The organism is Streptomyces sp. NPDC050560 (assembly GCF_044457285.1).
Taxonomy (GTDB): Bacteria; Actinomycetota; Actinomycetes; order Streptomycetales; family Streptomycetaceae; genus Streptomyces.
Genome location: NZ_JBITGT010000028.1, coordinates 1 through 15967, shown reverse-complemented (window position 1 = coordinate 15967; position 15967 = coordinate 1). Strand labels below are relative to the sequence as shown.

Genomic DNA, 15967 nt, shown 5'->3' with positions numbered 1-15967 from the left:
GCTGATGAGGTGAATGAGTGCCATCCCGTATGCCGCAGCAGCCCGCCGAAGGGGCCGCTCGCCCCGCCGGTCCTGAGGCGGGTCTGAGCCCCGCCCTGCTGTCGGTCGTGTCCGGGGCCAGGCGGCGCGCCGTGCGGGACGGGGACCGCCAGATCGACACCGCGCACCTGCTGCACTCCCTGCTCGAATCCGACCCCGAGGTGCCCGGCCTCGTCGCCGACGGCACCCAGGTGGTGCGGCTCCTCGGCTACCTGGTGCAGCGCAGCATCGGCTACGGACTGCGCTGGCAGACCTCCGTGGAGGACTCGGGCTCGGTGCCCGCCGTCGCCGACCCCGGCTGGTCACCGGCCGCCGCCACCGCGATGGAGCGCGCCGTCGAGGCCGCGGGCCGCCGCGGCGAACCCCTCGCCGAGGGGGTCGACCTGCTCGCCGCCCTCCTCGGGGACCCCGAGTGCCGCGCCGTCGAGGTGCTGGAGCGCGCGGGGGTCTCCGTGCCCGAGGTGGAACTGCGGGTCGCCGCACACCACGCGGCCCGGGAGCGCTGAGCGCGCCGAAGGGCTCTGCTCCGGCCCCGCCGCCGCGTTCCGTACACGGTGCATCTCCCGTTCCCCCCAATCCCGTTGCGCGCCAAGTCGCCCGGGCTTACTGTCGCCGCGTGTCACCGATCAGCGCTGTCCTTCCCCCGCCCGCCCGCTGAGGCGGGCCCCCTTCGCAGCCCGGCGTGCCGTCGCCGGGCCGGACGGTGCTGCCCGCAGACGACGTCAAGGCCCTACGGGGCCGCTTCCACGACTCGCTGCGGAGAACTCCCGTGTCCTCGACCGCGCACTCCCATGCCTCCGGCCTGCCCGTCGGGCGTGGCCTTGTCCTCCTGTCCCTCGCCGGTGTCGCCTGGGGCACCGCAGGCGCCGCCGCCTCCCTGCTCTACCGGGTCAGCGCCATGGGCCCGTTCGCCCTCTCCTTCTGGCGCTGCGCCGGCGGCCTCGTGCTGCTGCTGGCGGCCGGGCGGGTCCGCGGGCCCGCGCCCCGTACGGTGTCCCGAAGCCGCGCCGTGGGCCGCGCGGCCCTCACCGGTGTCTCGCTCGCGCTCTTCCAGACCGCCTACTTCGCCGCCGTCCACCTGACGGGCCTCGCCGTCGCCACCGCCGTCACCGTCGGCGCGGGGCCCGTGCTGATCTCGCTCGGGGCCCGCGCCACCATGGGCGAACCCCTCGGCGGAAAGGGCGTGGCCGCCGTCGCCGGAGCCCTCGTCGGCCTCGGCGTGCTGGTGCTCGGCGGCGGCACGGGCGGGGGCCCGGTGCGCCCCGCGGGCATCGCGCTCGCGCTGTCCTCCGCCGCCGGGTACGCCACGATGACCCTGCTGACGAGGCGCTGGGGGCGCGGCGGCAGCTTCGACGCGTCGGCCGCCACCACCGGCACCTTCGCCGCGGCCGCCCTCTGCCTGCTCGGACCCGCCGCGGCCGAGGGGCTGCTGCCCGCCGCGCCGCACCCGGGGCAGACCGCGGCACTGATGGCGTACCTGGTGACGGTGCCGACGGCGCTCGCCTACACGCTCTACTTCGCGGGCGCCGCCGCCGTACGGTCCGCCGCCGTCTCCGTCATCATGCTGCTCGAACCGGTCAGCGCCGCGGTGATGGCGGTGGCGCTGCTCGGGGAGGACCTGACGGTGCCGGTGGTGGTGGGCACGCTGCTGCTGCTCGCGTCCGTCACGGGGCTGGCGGCGACGGAGGCGGCGTCCGCGCGCGCCGCCGCGCTCCCGGGCTCGCCCGGGTAGCGACGCGGCGCCGGGGCCCGCCTCAGGCGAGGCCGCCGTTGCTGAACAGGATCTGGCCGTTGACCCAGCGGGCCGGGCCCGCGAGGAACGCCACCGTCTCGGCGATGTCCTCCGGCCTGCCGAGCCGTTCGAGCGGAACCGCGTGGGCGAGGTTGTCGACGGTCTGCTGGTCCTTGCCGTTCAGGAACAGCGGGGTGGCGGTGGGCCCCGGCGCCACCGCGTTCACGGTGATGTCCCTGCCGCGCAGTTCGCGCGCGAGGATCAGGGTCATGCCCTCGACCGCGGCCTTGCTCGCCACGTAGCCCGCGTAGTTCGGGAACTGGGTGCGGGTGACGCTGGTGGAGAAGTTGACGAGGGCGCCGCCCTCGCGCAGGCGGCGGGCCGCCTGCTGGGAGACGACGAAGGTGCCGCGGATGTTGGTGCGGTGCATGCGGTCGAGGTCGTCGAGGCTCATCTCGGCGACCGGGGCGAGGATCATGATGCCCGCGGTGTTGACGACCACGTCGATGCCGCCGAACACGGTCTCGACCGCGTCGAAGGCGGCGCGCATCGCGTCCTCGTCGGCGACGTCGCCGCCGACGGCTATCGCCCGGCCGCCCCGCTCGGTCACCTTCGCGACCAGGTCGTCCGCCCTCTTCTTGTTGCCCGCGTAGTGGACGGCGACCGCGAAGCCGTCACGGGTCAGCCGCTCGACGACGGCCCGGCCGATGCCCCCTGAGGCTCCGGTGACCAGGGCGACGCGCGGGGTGTCGGTGCGGGCTTCGGCAGGGGTCTCGGTCATGGGTGGTCAGGTCCCTTCTGGGCGTGGTCGTGGCGCTCCAGGCGGGCCAGCCACTCCTGGAGCATCGCCTTCTCGGTGGGGGTGAGCGTCTCCGACTGGCTGCGGCGTAGCTGGGCGCTCAGGGTGGTGGCGGTCGCGGACACGGCGGCCGCCGGGGCGGGTGCGGCGGCGGGGCCGTCGCTGTCCGCCGCGTGGGTCGTGACGGAGGCGAGGACGGCGTCCCGGACGAGCGGGGAGAAGCCGAGGTCGGCGTTGGTCTCGGGCCGGTAGAGCGCCGACAGGGCGACGCCCACATTGGCCGCCATGATCATTTGGGCGGCGACCGGCACCGGCACCGTCAGCCGCCCCGCGGCGGCCACCCGCCCGACGATCTCGGTGAGCATCCGGTGCGCCTCCGTCGCCGCCTCCGAGCGGCCCTTGACCACCGGGGAGTACATGAGCTTGTACGCGTTGGGGTTGGCGAGGGCGAAGGCGACATGGCTGTCCCAGCCGTTCCGCAGGTCGCGCACCGGGTCACCGGAGGGCACCGCCGCCCGCTTCGATGCCAGGTAGCGCTCGAAGCCGAAGTCCACGACGGCGGTCAGCAGGCCCTCCTTGTCGGTGAAGTGCCGGTAGAGCGTCGGGGGGCCGACGCCCGCCGCCTCGCACACGGCACGCGTCGAGATGTCACCGCTCCCCGACTTGGCGAGCAGCTCGGCCGCCGCCTCCAGTATCCGTGTTTTCGTTTCCATGGAAGCGATAGTACGCCAGCGGTAGCGTGATTATCGAGTGGGGTTAATCGCTGTTATTGGCCGGGTGTTCGGCGCGTACGGCAAGGGGCCCGGCCATGGTGCGGCCGGGCCCCTCCGGGTCCCTGTGGTGTCGGCGGCGCGCGCCGCGCGGGTCAGCCTCCTGGCGTGAGGTACGCGGGCAGCGGTGTCCCGTCCGCCAGGTCGTCGGACGGCACCGGCGCCCCGTAGCCGCCGCGCACCGGGAGCACGCCCGCCCAGTGCGGCAGCCCCAGGTCGGCCGCGTCGTCGTCGGGGCCCCCGGTGCGCACCTTCGCGGAGACCTCCGCCAGGTCGAGCGCGAGCACCCCGGTCGCGGCCAGCTCCTTGGCGGTCGGGGGCCTGGAGTCGGCGGCCCTGCCCCGTACGACGTGGTCGACCACCGCGTCGAGCGCCGCGCGCTTCTCCGCGGCGTCGGTCACCAGGCGCGCCCTGCCGTGGACCACCACCGAGTGGTAGTTGACCGAGTGGTGGAACGCCGACCTGGCCAGGACCACGCCGTCCACCTGGGTCACCGTCACACACGCGGCGATCCCGTCGGCCCCGCCCCGCGCGCCCGCGACCGGCCGCGAGGCCGACGAGCCGTGCAGGTACAGGCGCTCGCCGACCCGGGCGAACAGGGTCGGCAGCACCACGGGGGCGCCGTCGCGCACGAAGCCGAGATGGCACAGCCAGTTGGCGTCGAGCACCCGGTGCACCAGCGCGCGGTCGTACGACGCGCGGTCGCCCGAGCGGGTCGGGACCGTGCGCGCGGTGGGGGTGTAGGCGGTTGGGTCGGACATGGCCGTCTCCCTCCGGGCCCGTCGGGACACGCGCGGGACCGCGGCGGTTTCGGCGCGGCGCGCCGGTGTCCCGACTTGCCGATATTTTTGCGCTAGTACAAAATAGAGTTTGTGCTAGAAGAATATCCCATCACGGGGCGGCGTGCCGCGGAGATCGCGCAGAGCGTGGAGCGCGCGGTGGGCGCGGGCTCCCTCGAACCCGGCGCCCCCCTGCCGCCCATGCGCGAACTGGCGGCGCGGCTCGGCGTCAATCCGCACACCGTGGCCGCCGCGTACCGCACGCTGCGCGAGCGCGGCGTGGTGGAGTCCGCGGGCCGCCGCGGCACCCGGGTGCGCCCCCGCCCCGTCACCACCGCGCGTGAGATGCCGATGCCCGAAGTGCCGCCGGGCGTCAGGGACCTGACGAAGGGCGGGCCCGACCCGGTGCTGCTGCCACCGCTCTCCGAGGCGTTCGCGCGGGCGGCGGCCGCCTACGACGCACGCCCCGTCGAGTACGGTGACGCCCCGGTCGACCCCGGCCTCGCGGCGCACGCGCGCGCGGAACTCGACGCCGACGGGGTCCCCGCGGGACCCGTCGCGGTGACCTCGGGGGCGCTCGACGCGATGGAGCGCGTCCTCGCCGCCAGGCTCAGGCCGGGCGACGCCGTCGCCGTGGAGGACCCGGGATGGAGCAGCTTCCTCGACCTGGTGCCCGCACTCGGCCTGGTGCCCGCCCCGTTCGCCGTCGACGACGAAGGGCCGCTGCCGGAGTCCGTGGACCGCGCGCTCGCCTCGGGCGCCCGCGCCCTCGTGGTGACGTCCCGCGCCCAGAACCCCACGGGCGCCGCGGTCACCGGGCCCCGCGCGAAACGGCTGCGCGCCGTGCTCGCCCGCCACCCCGGGGTGCTGCTCGTCGAGGACGACCACGGGCACGGCATCGTGGACGAGCCGCTGTGCTCTCTCGCGCCCGCCGCCGAGCGCTGGGCGCTCGCCCGCTCCACGTCCAAGGCGTACGGACCCGACCTGCGGCTCGCCGTGCTCACGGGGGACGCGGTCACCGTCGACCTGGTCGAGGGGCGCCAGCGGCTCGGTCCCGGCTGGGTCAGCAGGCTGCACCAGCGGGCGGTACTTGAGGTGTGGCGCGCCCGCGCGGGTGCCGCCCCCACCGTGGCCGCGTCGTACGGGCACCGCAGGAACGCGCTGATCCGCGCGCTCGCGGCGCGCGGCATCCCGGCGCGCGGACGCACCGGGATGAACGTGTGGGTGACGGTTCCCGACGAGACGGCGGCGGTGGCCCGCCTCCTCCACGCGGGCTGGGCCGTCACACCCGGCGCCCGCTACCGCTCGGGCGGCGGCGGGCACGCGGTGCGGATCACCGTGTCACCGCTGACCGCCGTCGATATCGAGCCGCTCGCGGACGCCGTGGCCGCCGCGGTGAGCAGCGCGCCCGCGCGCCGCTACGACTGACGCGCGGCCCCGCGCCCGGACCGTGTCTGGGTGAGCGCGGCCCCGGCGATCACCACCAGTGCCCCCACAGGTGTCGACCAGTTCAGCGGCTCGCCCAGCAGCGTCACCCCCGCGGCGGTGGCGATGACCGGCACGAAGTACGTCACCATCTGCCCCGTCGTCGGACCCACTTCGGAGACGAGACCGTACTGCACGAGCATCGCGAACCCGGTGCCCAGCGCCCCCAGGGCCGCCACCGCGAGCAGCGGCAGCACCGGGAACTCGTCGGGCACCGAGGTGAAGAAGGGCGTGACGACGGCCAGTTCGACGGTCGCCAGCAGCAACTGGCCGCCCGCCAGGGACAGGTGGGAGTGCCCCGAGCCGCCCAGGGTGCGGCGCACATAGATCCAGCCGACCGGGTAGCTCAGCGACGCCAGCAGCGCGAGCGCGGTGCCGCGCGGGTCGACGCCGCCGAAGCCCTGCCAGACGCCGAGCACCGTCAGCACACCGAGGAAGCCGAGCCCGAGACCCGCCACCCGGCGCCTGGTGGGCCGGTCCTCGGAGAGCGCGACCACCGACAGCACCATGCCCCACAGCGGCGACGTGGCATTGCAGATGCCCGCCAGCGTGGACGGGATCGTCAGCTCGGCGAAGGCGAAGAGCGAGAACGGCAGCGCGTTCAACAGCAGCCCCGCCACCGCGAGATGACCCCAGGTGCGCGGCTCGCGCGGCAGCCCCTGGCGCTTCGCCGCCATCGCCGCCGCGAGCACCAGGGTGCCGAAGAGCAGCCGCCCGAACGTCACCTGGAGCGGTGCGTACGCGCCCGTCCCCACCTTGATCAGCAGGAAGCTGAACCCCCAGATCAGCGACAGCAGCGCGAACCTCAGCCGCCAGTCGATAGCCTGCCCCACGGCACGGGTGGCGGGCCCGGCGGCGGGTGCGGTGGCGGACGCGATGGCGGGTGCGGCGGCACTGGTGGTCGGCGAGGTCGTCATGTGCCCCAGCGTCGGCCACCCGTTCTCTTAGTACAAGCGAGACTTTTTTCCTGGTACCGCTTAGCATTGCTTACATGTTGAATGTGGAGCGCCTGCGAGTCCTGGACGCCCTGGCCCGGCACGGCTCCGTCAGCGGCGCCGCGGCCGGTCTCCATGTCACCACCTCCGCCGTCTCCCAGCAGATGGCCAAGCTGGAGCACGAGGCGGGGCAGCGGCTGCTCGCCAAGCACGGCCGCGGTATCCGGCTCACCGACGCGGGCCAGCTCCTCGCGCAGCACGCCGCCCGTATCCTCTCCCAGCTCGAACTGGCCCAGGCCGACCTGGAGGCCCAGCGCGGCCAGGCCGTCGGCGAGCTGCGTATCGCGGCCTTCCCGACCGCGGCCCGCGGCCTCCTGCCCACCGCGCTCGCCACCCTGCGCGAGCGCCACCCCGGGCTGCGGGCGCGCTCCCGGGAGGAGGAGCCGCAGCGCGCGGTCGCCGGAGTGGTCCGCGGCGACCTGGACCTCGCCGTCGTACTCGACTGGTACAACAAACCGCTGCCGCTGCCCGCCGGGCTCGCCAAGGCCGCCGTGCTCGACGACCCCACCGATGTCGCACTGCCGGAGAAGCACCCGCTGGCCGGCCTCGCCGAGATCGACCTCGAACAGCTCGCCGACGACGACTGGATCACCTGGCCCGAGGGCGAGTTCTGCGACGAGTGGCTGCTGTTCACCCTGCGCGCCAGCGGCGTCGAGCCGTGCGTCGCACACCGCGCGGGCGAGCAGCACACCCAGCTCGCACTGGTCGGCGCGGGACTTGGGGTGTGCGTGGCCCCGCGGCTCGGCCGCGACCCGGTGCCACCCGGGGTGCGTACGGTGCCGGTGCGGCAGCGCGTCAGGCGCCAGGTGTACGCGGTGTGGCGCGCCGACGGCGACCGCAGGCCGTCCGTCAGGGCCGCCGTCGAGGCGCTGCGCGGGGCCGGGGAGCACTTCGCCGCACAGCAGCGCGGGGCGGAAGCCACCGCGGACGCCGCACCCTGAACCCGCGCGCGGCGGTGGGCCGGGGCCGCCCGCCCCCACCCCGCGCCCGGGTCACACCGTCTTGATGCTGCTCCCCGACACCTGGATCTTCTCCGTGGCCAGGCCCTCGGGCGCCGGCGGGTGCTTCACACTGCCGTCCTCGATGGAGAACTTGCTGCCGTGGCAGGGGCAGTTGATGGTGCCGCCCGCCACATCGGCGACGGTGCAGCCCTGGTGGGTGCAGGTGCTGGAGAACGCCTTGAAGTCGCCCTTCTTCGGCTGTGTGACCACGACACCGTCGTCACCGAACACCTTCCCGCCGCCGACCGGGATGTCCGACGTCTTCGCCAGGACCTTGCCGCCCGACCCGCCGGAGTCCGATGCGGCGGACGAGGAGCCCGAGTCGGAGCCGCCTCCCGAGCCGCACGCCGCGAGACCGAGGGCCAGGGGGACGGCGCCCGCGGCCGCGACGACCGTGCGACGGGTGGGGGTGGGGACGTGCGGAACACTCATACGTGCTTGCCTCCGTGCTGGTAGGGGCCGTGCGGCCCTGCTTGGCGGTGTGCCGGTGGTCGCGGGCGCCTGACCCGCAGGGCCGCGGGCGGCGGTGCCGGGCCCGCGCGGCACCTGTCGGGGTGTCGTACGCACCGGCCCGGCCGCCTGTTCAACGCCCGCCCGCCGATTCGGCTCCGGGACCGCGCCCCGCGCCACCCGGATGTGTCAACGACCCGCTCGCCTCACCCCGTCGGCCTGCGACGACGCCCCACGGAGGCTACCGCGCCCCCGCCCGGTCACCGGCGGCCCGCGCCGTCCCGCCCGATCCAGCCGGTGGCGGCGACCGTGTCGCGCGCGATGTCCCCGACGTCCCGCCCGTCCGTCGCCACCCGTACCGTCCCCGCGGCCGCCCGCCGGTCAAGCAGCCGCGCGCTGCGGACGCTGCCCGCCAGCTCCCGGTCCAGCTCCGAGCCGATCTCCCGGCGGCCGAGCCGCTCACGGACCGTGGCGTCCGACGCCGTGAGCAGGACCCGCACGATCCGCGCCTCGTCCGCCATGGCGCGCTCGAACATCCCCGTGGCCTCCGGCAGCACGCTCCGGGTGTTCGTGTAGACCAGCCGCCGGTAGCCGTGTCGCGCGAAGTTCGCCCACACCGCCGTCAGGTTCTCCTCCGTGATCCGTGCCCGGTCCCGGTCGCCCTCGGGGGCCGGATGCACCTGCCCCATGAAGTCCCCGTCGACGACCGCGTGCGCGACCTCGGCCGCCCGCAGCAGCACCGACACCTCCCACCCCACCGTCGTCTTGCCGACCCCGGCCCGGCCCCCGATGAGCAGTACCTCCGTGTGATCCATGGCGGCAGCCTGCCAACCCTCCGCTCCCCGCGCGAGCGGGTTTCCAGCGGGCGGGGCACGTGCCCGGCCACGGGGTTCCCGCCCAGTGGACGGGCGGTGGAACACCGGCCCTTCTGCGGGGTGCGCCCGCGGTGTACGTTGCCCGGGATTCTCCCCTCCCCGACCTCGGAAGTGTCGCTTCGTCACGCTGCCGACACGGAAAAGCGAGAGTATGAGATGCCGATCGCGGTGACCCACACGGTCGTGATCAACCAGACGGAAGACGACCCCGGCGGCGAAGTCTTCAGCTACGACAAGCTGTTCGACTGGCTGGTGCGGAAGGCAGAGTTCCCCATCGACTACGTGCCCGCGATCACGGATTGCAGGATCGTGGAACGCTACCCCGACGGCTTCCTGCGCGAGGCCGTCTTCTACGGCGAGGACGCCGTCCTCGAACGTGTCACACCCCGCCGCGACCGCTACAGCGTGCGCTTCGAGGTGGTCGACGACCCCAAGATGACCGAGGTCCGCAACGAACTGGACCGGGACGCCGAGGGCCGCTACACCTACACCCTCGTCAACGTGCTCTCCGACCGCACCGTGACCCGTATCCGCGAGGTGGCGGGGGTACTGGAGCAGGTCGAACAGGCCGTCCTGGAGACCGCGGTGTCCACCGCGGCCACCCTCCGCAAGGCGGTACTCGGCGAGACGGTGCCCGCCTCCGCCCCCGCCTGACGCGGCCCTGGGCGACACCCACCGCGGACGCACACGGACGGGGCGGGCCGAGGACAACGGCGTCCTCGGCCCGCCCCGTCGCCGACGCAAGCCCGGCCGCCCACCGCGCGCGACACGGTGGACGGCCCCGGCTCAGAAGGCGATCCCCTCGATCTCCACCAGCAGCTCGCGCCGGCACACGTCGACGTTGAGGTACGCCACCTCGGCCTCCGGCGCGAACACCGCCTCGCACCGCTTGCGCACCAGCGGCATGTCCTCGTCCCTGCGCACGTACACCTTGATGTTCCGCAGGTCCAGGATGCTCCGCCCGGCGACACCGTAACGGGTCAGGTTCTCGGGGCCGACGAGATGGGAGATGTTCCGCAGCGCCAGCTCGCACTGCGCGTCGACGTCGTCCTCGTGCCTGCTCTCGTGCCCCAGGATGCTCGCGGTCCCCGACACGTAGATCCGGCCCCGCTCACCCAGGTCGCGGCTCTTCAGCAGGGTCGCCCGCGCGAACTTCGGCGATTTCGGCCCGTAACGCGGCGGATAGTTGAACGCCGAGATCTGCCGTGAATTCTCGATGTTCGCATGCCCGCCAGAGCGCCGCCCCAGCATGTAGAAACCGATGCCCTCACCCCGCGAACCGATACCGGTGGCGGCGGGCGACTGCTCGCCCGTGAGCGCGCACTCCCGGAAAGCCTCCGCCCTGCCCCGGCAGAAGTCCCGGTATATCTCAAGGCCCTCCGCGTTCTCCTCGTTGATCCTGCCTATGAAGTTCCACATACGGAACACGCTGGTGCAGCCGAGTTCCGCGAGGATGTCGAACGCGGCCAGATAGGCCGTCCGCGTGCTGCGCGTGTAATTCCCGGTGGGCTCGATCCGGCCGGCGCAGAACACGTGATCGCCGTCGTACGCGTAGGCGACCCCGCCCCGCTGCCCGACCTCCACCGGGGCGTCGGTCAGCCACACCTCCGCGAACGACTCCCGCGTCGAGCGCGCCATGTGCAGGCTCAACTCGGGGAATCCGGAACGCAGTCGGGGAGCCGCGTCGGCCACGGTGTAGTTGACGGCCCCGAGGACGTTCGCCCCGAGTCCCGCCGCCGTGTCGTGATACGGGTCACCGGCACCCAGGGGCGCGGCGATATCCCAGAAATAGGGGGTGAGTTGGCGCGTCGCAGAAGAAAGACCAGCCATTTCGGTTCCTCTTGTGGTATCGACGGAGGCCGACGCACGCGACCCGGGAAAAGGGCCGCCCTCGCGGGCCAATCACAAGCTACCGCCCCACCGCCACCCACCATTCGAGCCGCACCATCCCACCGCCGAAACCTAGGGGGACTAGGGGGGTCGCCCGGCCGATAGGGGGGCCGTTCCTCCCCGTTTCCACGCCCGTGGCACCAGAATCGAAGTGCTGCCGCGAGCAGTGCCCCCCCATTGTTCCGAGAGGCGTGATGGCGACGTGCGAACCGAACTGATCCGACCGCTTCCCGAACTCATCAAGGAACACGCCGAACGACAGGGCGACAAAATCGCCTTCGGCGACGGGCGGCGCTCCGTCGACTACCGCGGCCTCGAACGCCGCACCCGGCGCCTCGCGGGCCACCTCGGCGCCCGCTGGCTGCAACCGGGCGACCGCGCGGCCATGTACCTCGGCAACTGCGTGGAGGCCGTGGAGAGTTACCTCGCGCTCACCCGCGCGAGCGCCATCGGGGTCCCCCTCAACCCGCTCTCCTCCGACACCGAACTCGCCCACTTCCTCGACGACAGCGGCGCCCGCGTCATCATCACCGACCACGCCCACCTGGAACAGGTGCGCCGCCTGCTGCCCGCCCGCGACCACCTCGCCGTCCTCGTCACCGGCGACACCCCCGTCCCCGCGGGCACCCACTCCTACGAGGCGCTCGCCGAGTCGGAGCCCGCCGCCGACGCCCGCGACGACCTGCGCCTCGACGACGCCGCCTGGATGCTCTACACCTCCGGCACCACGGGCAACCCCAAGGGCGTGCTGTCCACCCAGCGCAGTTGCCTGTGGTCGGTCGCCGCCTGCTACGCCGCGATCCTCGGCCTGTCGGAGTCCGACCGCATGCTGTGGCCGGCCCCCCTCTCGCACAGCCTCGCGCACATCCTCTGCGTCATCGGGGTGACCGCCGTCGGCGCCACCGCACGCGTCATGCCCGGATTCGACCCCGACGAGGTGCTCACCATCCTCCGCGAGGAGCCCCACACCTTCCTCGTCGGCGTCCCCACCATGTACCACAGCCTGCTGCGCTCGGCCCGCGACGGCGAGGGCGCCGTGTCAGGGCTGCGCGTCTGCCTCACCGCCGGGGCGTCCAGCGGCTCCGCCCTGCGCACCGACTTCGAGAGCGCTTTCGGCGTCCCGCTCCTCGACGGCTACGGCTCCACCGAGACCTGCGGACTCATCGCCGTCAACTGGCCCGACGGCACCCGCGTCGACGGCTCCTGCGGCCTGCCCGTGCCCGGCCTCGGCGTCCGCGTCGTCGACCCCGACACCGGCACCGACGCGCCTACCGGGGGCGAGGGCGAGGTGTGGGTCAGCGGCCCCAGCGTCATGGTGGGCTACCACAACAAGCCCGACGCCACCGCCGCCGCGCTCACCGGCGGCTGGTACCGCACCGGCGACCTGGCACGCCGCGACCCCGCCGGCTACCTCACCATCACGGGACGCATCAAGGAACTCATCATCCGCAGCGGCGAGAACATCCACCCCGGCGAGATCGAACAGGTCATAGCGGCCCTCCCAGGCGTCGCGGACGCCGCCGCCACCGGCAGGCCCCACGAGATCCTGGGCGAGGTCCCCGTAGCCTTCGTCGTCCGCGGCGACCGCGACCTCGACCCGGCGCACATCCTCGCGGCCTGCCGCAGGGAACTCGCCCCGTTCAAGGTCCCCGAGGAGATATACGAGACCGACTCCATCCCCCGCACCGGCTCGGGCAAGGCCATCAGGCACGCACTCCTCGAACGCCCCGCACGCCTCCTCGCGACCGGCGCAGGACACCACGAGAACCTCTTCCGCGTCACCTGGACCCCACTGCCCGCCACCACCGCCCCCGCCACCACACCACCCACCACCGTGGCCGTACTCGGCGACCCCACCGCATACGAGCCCACCACGGAACACACCGCCACCCACCCCGACGCCGACGCGCTGCGCACCGCCCTCGACACCGGACAGCCCGCCCCCGCCCTGGTCCTCCTCTGCTGCCCACCCACCACCGGCCTTCCCGACGACGAGGCGGCGCCCCGGCTCGCCCACGACCTCACAGACCAGCTCGCCACCCTCCTCGCCACCCCCGCACTCGCCGCCTCCCACATCGCCGTCCTCACCCGCGGCGCCGTACCCCCGGCCGCGACCGACGACATCGCCGACCTCGCCCACGCCGCCGCCCGGGGCCCCGTACGCGTCCAGCAGGCCGCACACCCCGGACGTGTCACCCTCGTCGACACCGACGGCGACCCGGCCTCCACCGAGGCCCTGACCACCGCGCTCGCCGCCGCCACCGGCGAAGCCGAACTCGCCCTGCGCACCGGCATCGCCCTCGTCCCCCGGCTGACCGCGGTGTCCTCCACCGTCCGCCGCGACGGCGCCACCCTGAACGCCCCGCGGCGCGCGGTGCTCATCACCGGTGCCGACCGCCCCGAGACCGCCGACATCGCCCGCCACATCGCCGCCGCGCACCGCGTCCGCACCCTCCTGCTCGTCAGCCCCCGCGGCCAGGCCGACCAGGAGGCGGCACGCCTCGGCGCCGAACTCACCGCCCTGGGCGCCCGCGTCCTCTTCGCCGCCTGCGACCCCGCCGACCGGGACGCCCTCACCACCCTGCTCCATGGCCTCAGGCACCCGGTCACCGCCGTCGTCCACACCGTCGACCCGCGCCCCGACACATCCGCGCACACCGACGACCCGGAGCACACCACCCACCGCGCCATCGCCGCCGCCACCCACCTCCACGAACTCACCGGACGGCTCACCGCCTTCGTCCTGCTGTCCACCACCTCGCCCTCGACACCGGCACCGGGTCACGACACCGCGGCCACCGCCTACGCCCACGCACTCGCCCAGCGCCGCAGGGCCCGCGGCCTGCCCGCCGTCTCCCTCGTCTGGGGGCGCCTGACCACCGCGCAGCGGCTCGCCGCCTTCGACGCGGCACTCGGCGCCGACGACGCCCACCTGCTCGCCCTCCACCCCGACGACGCCGCCCACCACACCGCCACCGACCCCACCACCCCGGGCACCGCCGCCTCCCCCGCACCGCTCACCGCGGACTTCGGAGAACGCCTCTCCCTGATAGCACCCGCAGCACGCCCCGGCTTCCTGCTCGACGTCGTCGCGGCCGAGACCGCCGCCGTCTACGGCCATGACTCCGCGGCGGCCGTGGACACCGCACGCTCCTTCCGCGACCTGGGACTCAGCTCGGCCAACGCCCTGCAACTGCGCAACCGCCTGGTGGCCGCCACGGGACTCGCCCTCCCCGTCACCCTGGTCTTCGACCACCCCACCCCGGCCGCCGTCGCGACCCATCTCGCCGCACTGATCGAGGGACACACCGCCACCACCGACGACACCCCCGTCGCCATGGCCCCCGACGAGCCGATCGCGATCGTCGGCATGGCCTGCCGTCTGCCCGGCGGTGTGACCTCCCCGGAGGACCTGTGGGACCTGGTGGCAGCGGGCGGCGACGCCACCACCGACTTCCCCGACGACCGCGGCTGGGACCTCGACGGCCTCTACGACCCCGACCCCGACCACCCCGGCACCTCCGCTGTGCGCCGCGGCGGATTCCTGCCCGACGCCGCCGAGTTCGATGCCGGATTCTTCGGTATCTCGCCGCGTGAGGCGCTGGCGATGGACCCCCAGCAGCGGCTGCTGCTCGAAGTGTCCTGGGAGGCGCTTGAGCGGGCGGGGATCGATCCGGCGTCGCTGCGCGGCAGCCGCACGGGCGTCTTCACCGGGGTGATGTACCACGACTACGCGGCCCGGCTGCGCTCGGTCCCCGACGACCTCGAAGGGTACGTGGGCCAGGGCTCGGCGGGCAGCGTGGCATCGGGCCGGGTCGCCTACGCGCTCGGCCTCGAAGGCCCCGCCGTCTCGGTCGACACGGCCTGTTCGTCGTCCCTCGTCGCCCTCCACTGGGCGGTGCAGGCGCTGCGGTCGGGCGAGTGCACGCTCGCCCTCGCCGGGGGCGTCGCGGTCCTCTCGACCCCCGGCGTCTTCGTGGAGTTCTCACGCCAGCGCGGCCTCGCGCCCGACGGCCGCTGCAAGTCCTTCTCCTCCTCGGCCGACGGCACCGCCTGGGCGGAGGGCGTGGGCGTGCTGCTGGTGGAGCGCTTGTCGGACGCCCGCCGCAACGGGCACCGGGTGCTCGCGGTGGTGCGCGGCAGCGCCGTCAACCAGGACGGTGCGTCCAATGGCCTGACGGCGCCGAGCGGCCCTTCGCAGCAGCGGGTGATCCGGCAGGCGTTGGCGAACGGCCGGGTATCGGCGTCCGAGGTCGACGTCGTGGAGGCACACGGCACGGGAACGCGCCTGGGCGACCCGATCGAGGCGCAAGCACTGCTGGCGACGTACGGCCAGGAGCACCCGGCCGAACGGCCGCTGCTGCTCGGCTCGTTGAAGTCCAACATCGGCCACACCCAGGCCGCCGCCGGGGCGGCCGGTGTGATCAAGATGGTGATGGCGATGCGGGCGGGCATGGTGCCCGCGACCCTGCACGTGGACGAGCCGACGGAGCACGTGGACTGGTCGGCGGGCGCCGTCGGACTGGTCACCGAGGCGTGTGGGTGGCCGGAGGTGGGGGAGCGTCCGCGCCGTGCGGCGGTGTCGTCGTTCGGGGTGAGCGGGACCAATGCGCATGTGGTCCTGGAACAGGCTCCGTTGGCGGCCGAGCCGGTCGTGGCGGCCTCGAGTGGTGACGGTCCGGTGCCGGTGGTGTTGTCGGCGCGTGGCCGTGAGGGGCTTGCCGGGCAGGCGGGGCGTTGGCTTGCGGCGCTGGAGGGTGGTGCGGTCCCGGTCGGCGCGGTCGGCTCTGCGGCGTTGGCGCGGTCGGTGTTCGAACACCGGGCCGTGGTGGTGGCCGCAGACGACGGCGAGCTGACGGCGGGGCTCGCAGAACTGGCCGGGGAGGGCACGCCCGTGGGTGGCGTGGCCGCCGTGTCGGGGACAGTCCTGGGCGCGGCGGGTCGGCGGGTGTTTGTGTTCCCCGGGCAGGGGGCGCAGTGGGTGGGGATGGCGGTGGAGCTGCTTGAGTCGTCGGCGGTCTTTGCGGAGGTGATGCGTGAGTGTGATCGGTTGGTTGGGGAGTTGGCTGGTTGGTCGGTGTTGGAGGCTCTTGGGGATGGGGGTTTGTTGGGTCGGGTGGATGTGGTGCAGCCGGTGTTGTTTGCGGTGATG

At 73.9% G+C, this 15967-nt stretch carries 13 protein-coding genes; 6 read left to right on the top strand and 7 right to left on the bottom strand.

Features of this window, described 5'->3' with window-relative positions; translation table 11 throughout:
- The first annotated feature begins 29 nt into the window (after positions 1–29).
- Entirely contained in the window at positions 30–545 is a 516-nt protein-coding gene (locus tag ACIBIW_RS36310; protein ID WP_399342744.1) for a Clp protease N-terminal domain-containing protein, read from the top strand.
- A gap of 248 nt (positions 546–793) precedes the next feature.
- Positions 794–1771, top strand: coding sequence for a DMT family transporter (locus ACIBIW_RS36305; protein ID WP_399342801.1), 978 nt, complete (start codon positions 794–796; stop codon positions 1769–1771).
- A gap of 22 nt (positions 1772–1793) precedes the next feature.
- Here the strand turns inward: ACIBIW_RS36305 and ACIBIW_RS36300 are convergent, their stop codons facing one another.
- The 3 genes from ACIBIW_RS36300 to ACIBIW_RS36290 all read right to left on the bottom strand — a co-directional run bounded on the left by ACIBIW_RS36300 (position 1794) and on the right by ACIBIW_RS36290 (position 4101).
- Entirely contained in the window at positions 1794–2552 is a 759-nt protein-coding gene (locus ACIBIW_RS36300; protein WP_399342742.1) for an SDR family oxidoreductase, read from the bottom strand.
- Positions 2549–3283 carry a TetR/AcrR family transcriptional regulator gene (locus tag ACIBIW_RS36295; protein WP_399342740.1) on the bottom strand — a complete coding sequence of 245 codons (735 nt, stop codon included), beginning with the start codon at positions 3281–3283 and terminating at the stop codon, positions 2549–2551. Before ACIBIW_RS36295 ends, ACIBIW_RS36300 begins: the two co-directional genes overlap by 4 nt.
- Before the next feature lie 152 nt (positions 3284–3435).
- The gene (locus ACIBIW_RS36290; protein ID WP_399342738.1) at positions 3436–4101 is read right to left on the bottom strand and encodes a pyridoxamine 5'-phosphate oxidase family protein; all 666 of its coding nucleotides are present in this window, start codon (positions 4099–4101) and stop codon (positions 3436–3438) included.
- Between the two features lie 111 nt (positions 4102–4212).
- On the opposite strand from ACIBIW_RS36290, the gene ACIBIW_RS36285 reads away from it, so the two are divergent.
- Positions 4213–5547, top strand: a complete 1335-nt coding sequence (locus tag ACIBIW_RS36285; protein ID WP_399342736.1) for an aminotransferase class I/II-fold pyridoxal phosphate-dependent enzyme — start codon at positions 4213–4215, stop codon at positions 5545–5547.
- Here the strand turns inward: ACIBIW_RS36285 and ACIBIW_RS36280 are convergent.
- Positions 5538–6521 (bottom strand): DMT family transporter, encoded by a 984-nt coding sequence (locus ACIBIW_RS36280; RefSeq protein ID WP_399342733.1) that lies wholly within the window; start codon positions 6519–6521, stop codon positions 5538–5540. The two genes, ACIBIW_RS36285 and ACIBIW_RS36280, sit on opposite strands and share 10 nt — an antisense overlap.
- 74 nt (positions 6522–6595) lie before the next feature.
- Here ACIBIW_RS36280 and ACIBIW_RS36275 point away from each other — a divergent pair, with 74 nt between their 5' ends.
- Positions 6596–7540 carry a LysR family transcriptional regulator gene (locus ACIBIW_RS36275; RefSeq protein WP_399342730.1) on the top strand — a complete coding sequence of 315 codons (945 nt, stop codon included), beginning with the start codon at positions 6596–6598 and terminating at the stop codon, positions 7538–7540.
- Positions 7541–7591: 51 nt separating this feature from the next.
- On the opposite strand, the gene ACIBIW_RS36270 is transcribed toward ACIBIW_RS36275, so the two are convergent.
- Positions 7592–8032 (bottom strand): Rieske (2Fe-2S) protein, encoded by a 441-nt coding sequence (locus tag ACIBIW_RS36270; RefSeq protein WP_399342728.1) that lies wholly within the window; start codon positions 8030–8032, stop codon positions 7592–7594.
- A 278-nt stretch (positions 8033–8310) separates the two neighbouring features.
- A complete protein-coding gene (locus ACIBIW_RS36265) occupies positions 8311–8865 on the bottom strand; it encodes a hypothetical protein (protein ID WP_399342726.1) in 555 nt (184 codons plus the stop codon).
- A gap of 216 nt (positions 8866–9081) precedes the next feature.
- On the opposite strand from ACIBIW_RS36265, the gene ACIBIW_RS36260 reads away from it, so the two are divergent.
- Positions 9082–9579 carry an AtaL-like protein gene (locus tag ACIBIW_RS36260; RefSeq protein ID WP_399342724.1) on the top strand — a complete coding sequence of 166 codons (498 nt, stop codon included), beginning with the start codon at positions 9082–9084 and terminating at the stop codon, positions 9577–9579.
- A 132-nt stretch (positions 9580–9711) separates the two neighbouring features.
- Here ACIBIW_RS36260 and ACIBIW_RS36255 read toward each other — a convergent pair whose 3' ends face one another.
- On the bottom strand, positions 9712–10755 hold the full coding sequence (locus ACIBIW_RS36255) for an FkbO/Hyg5 family chorismatase (RefSeq protein ID WP_399342723.1): 1044 nt from the start codon (positions 10753–10755) through the stop codon (positions 9712–9714).
- Between the two features lie 262 nt (positions 10756–11017).
- Between ACIBIW_RS36255 and ACIBIW_RS36250 the strand changes: the two genes are divergently transcribed.
- On the top strand, positions 11018–15967 hold a 4950-nt coding region (locus tag ACIBIW_RS36250; RefSeq protein ID WP_399342721.1), incomplete at its 3' end, for a beta-ketoacyl synthase N-terminal-like domain-containing protein.

Bases quoted from the DNA above. Each gene is read 5' to 3' on its own strand.
- ACIBIW_RS36310 (WP_399342744.1), top strand. From the start codon at position 30: ATGCCGCAGCAGCCCGCCGAAGGGGCCGCTCGCCCCGCCGGTCCTGAG.
- ACIBIW_RS36300 (WP_399342742.1), bottom strand. From the start codon at position 2,552: ATGACCGAGACCCCTGCCGAAGCCCGCACCGACACCCCGCGCGTCGCC.
- ACIBIW_RS36295 (WP_399342740.1), bottom strand. From the start codon at position 3,283: ATGGAAACGAAAACACGGATACTGGAGGCGGCGGCCGAGCTGCTCGCC.
- ACIBIW_RS36290 (WP_399342738.1), bottom strand. From the start codon at position 4,101: ATGTCCGACCCAACCGCCTACACCCCCACCGCGCGCACGGTCCCGACC.
- ACIBIW_RS36280 (WP_399342733.1), bottom strand. From the start codon at position 6,521: ATGACGACCTCGCCGACCACCAGTGCCGCCGCACCCGCCATCGCGTCC.
- ACIBIW_RS36275 (WP_399342730.1), top strand. From the start codon at position 6,596: ATGTTGAATGTGGAGCGCCTGCGAGTCCTGGACGCCCTGGCCCGGCAC.
- ACIBIW_RS36270 (WP_399342728.1), bottom strand. From the start codon at position 8,032: ATGAGTGTTCCGCACGTCCCCACCCCCACCCGTCGCACGGTCGTCGCG.
- ACIBIW_RS36265 (WP_399342726.1), bottom strand. From the start codon at position 8,865: ATGGATCACACGGAGGTACTGCTCATCGGGGGCCGGGCCGGGGTCGGC.
- ACIBIW_RS36260 (WP_399342724.1), top strand. From the start codon at position 9,082: ATGCCGATCGCGGTGACCCACACGGTCGTGATCAACCAGACGGAAGAC.
- ACIBIW_RS36255 (WP_399342723.1), bottom strand. From the start codon at position 10,755: ATGGCTGGTCTTTCTTCTGCGACGCGCCAACTCACCCCCTATTTCTGG.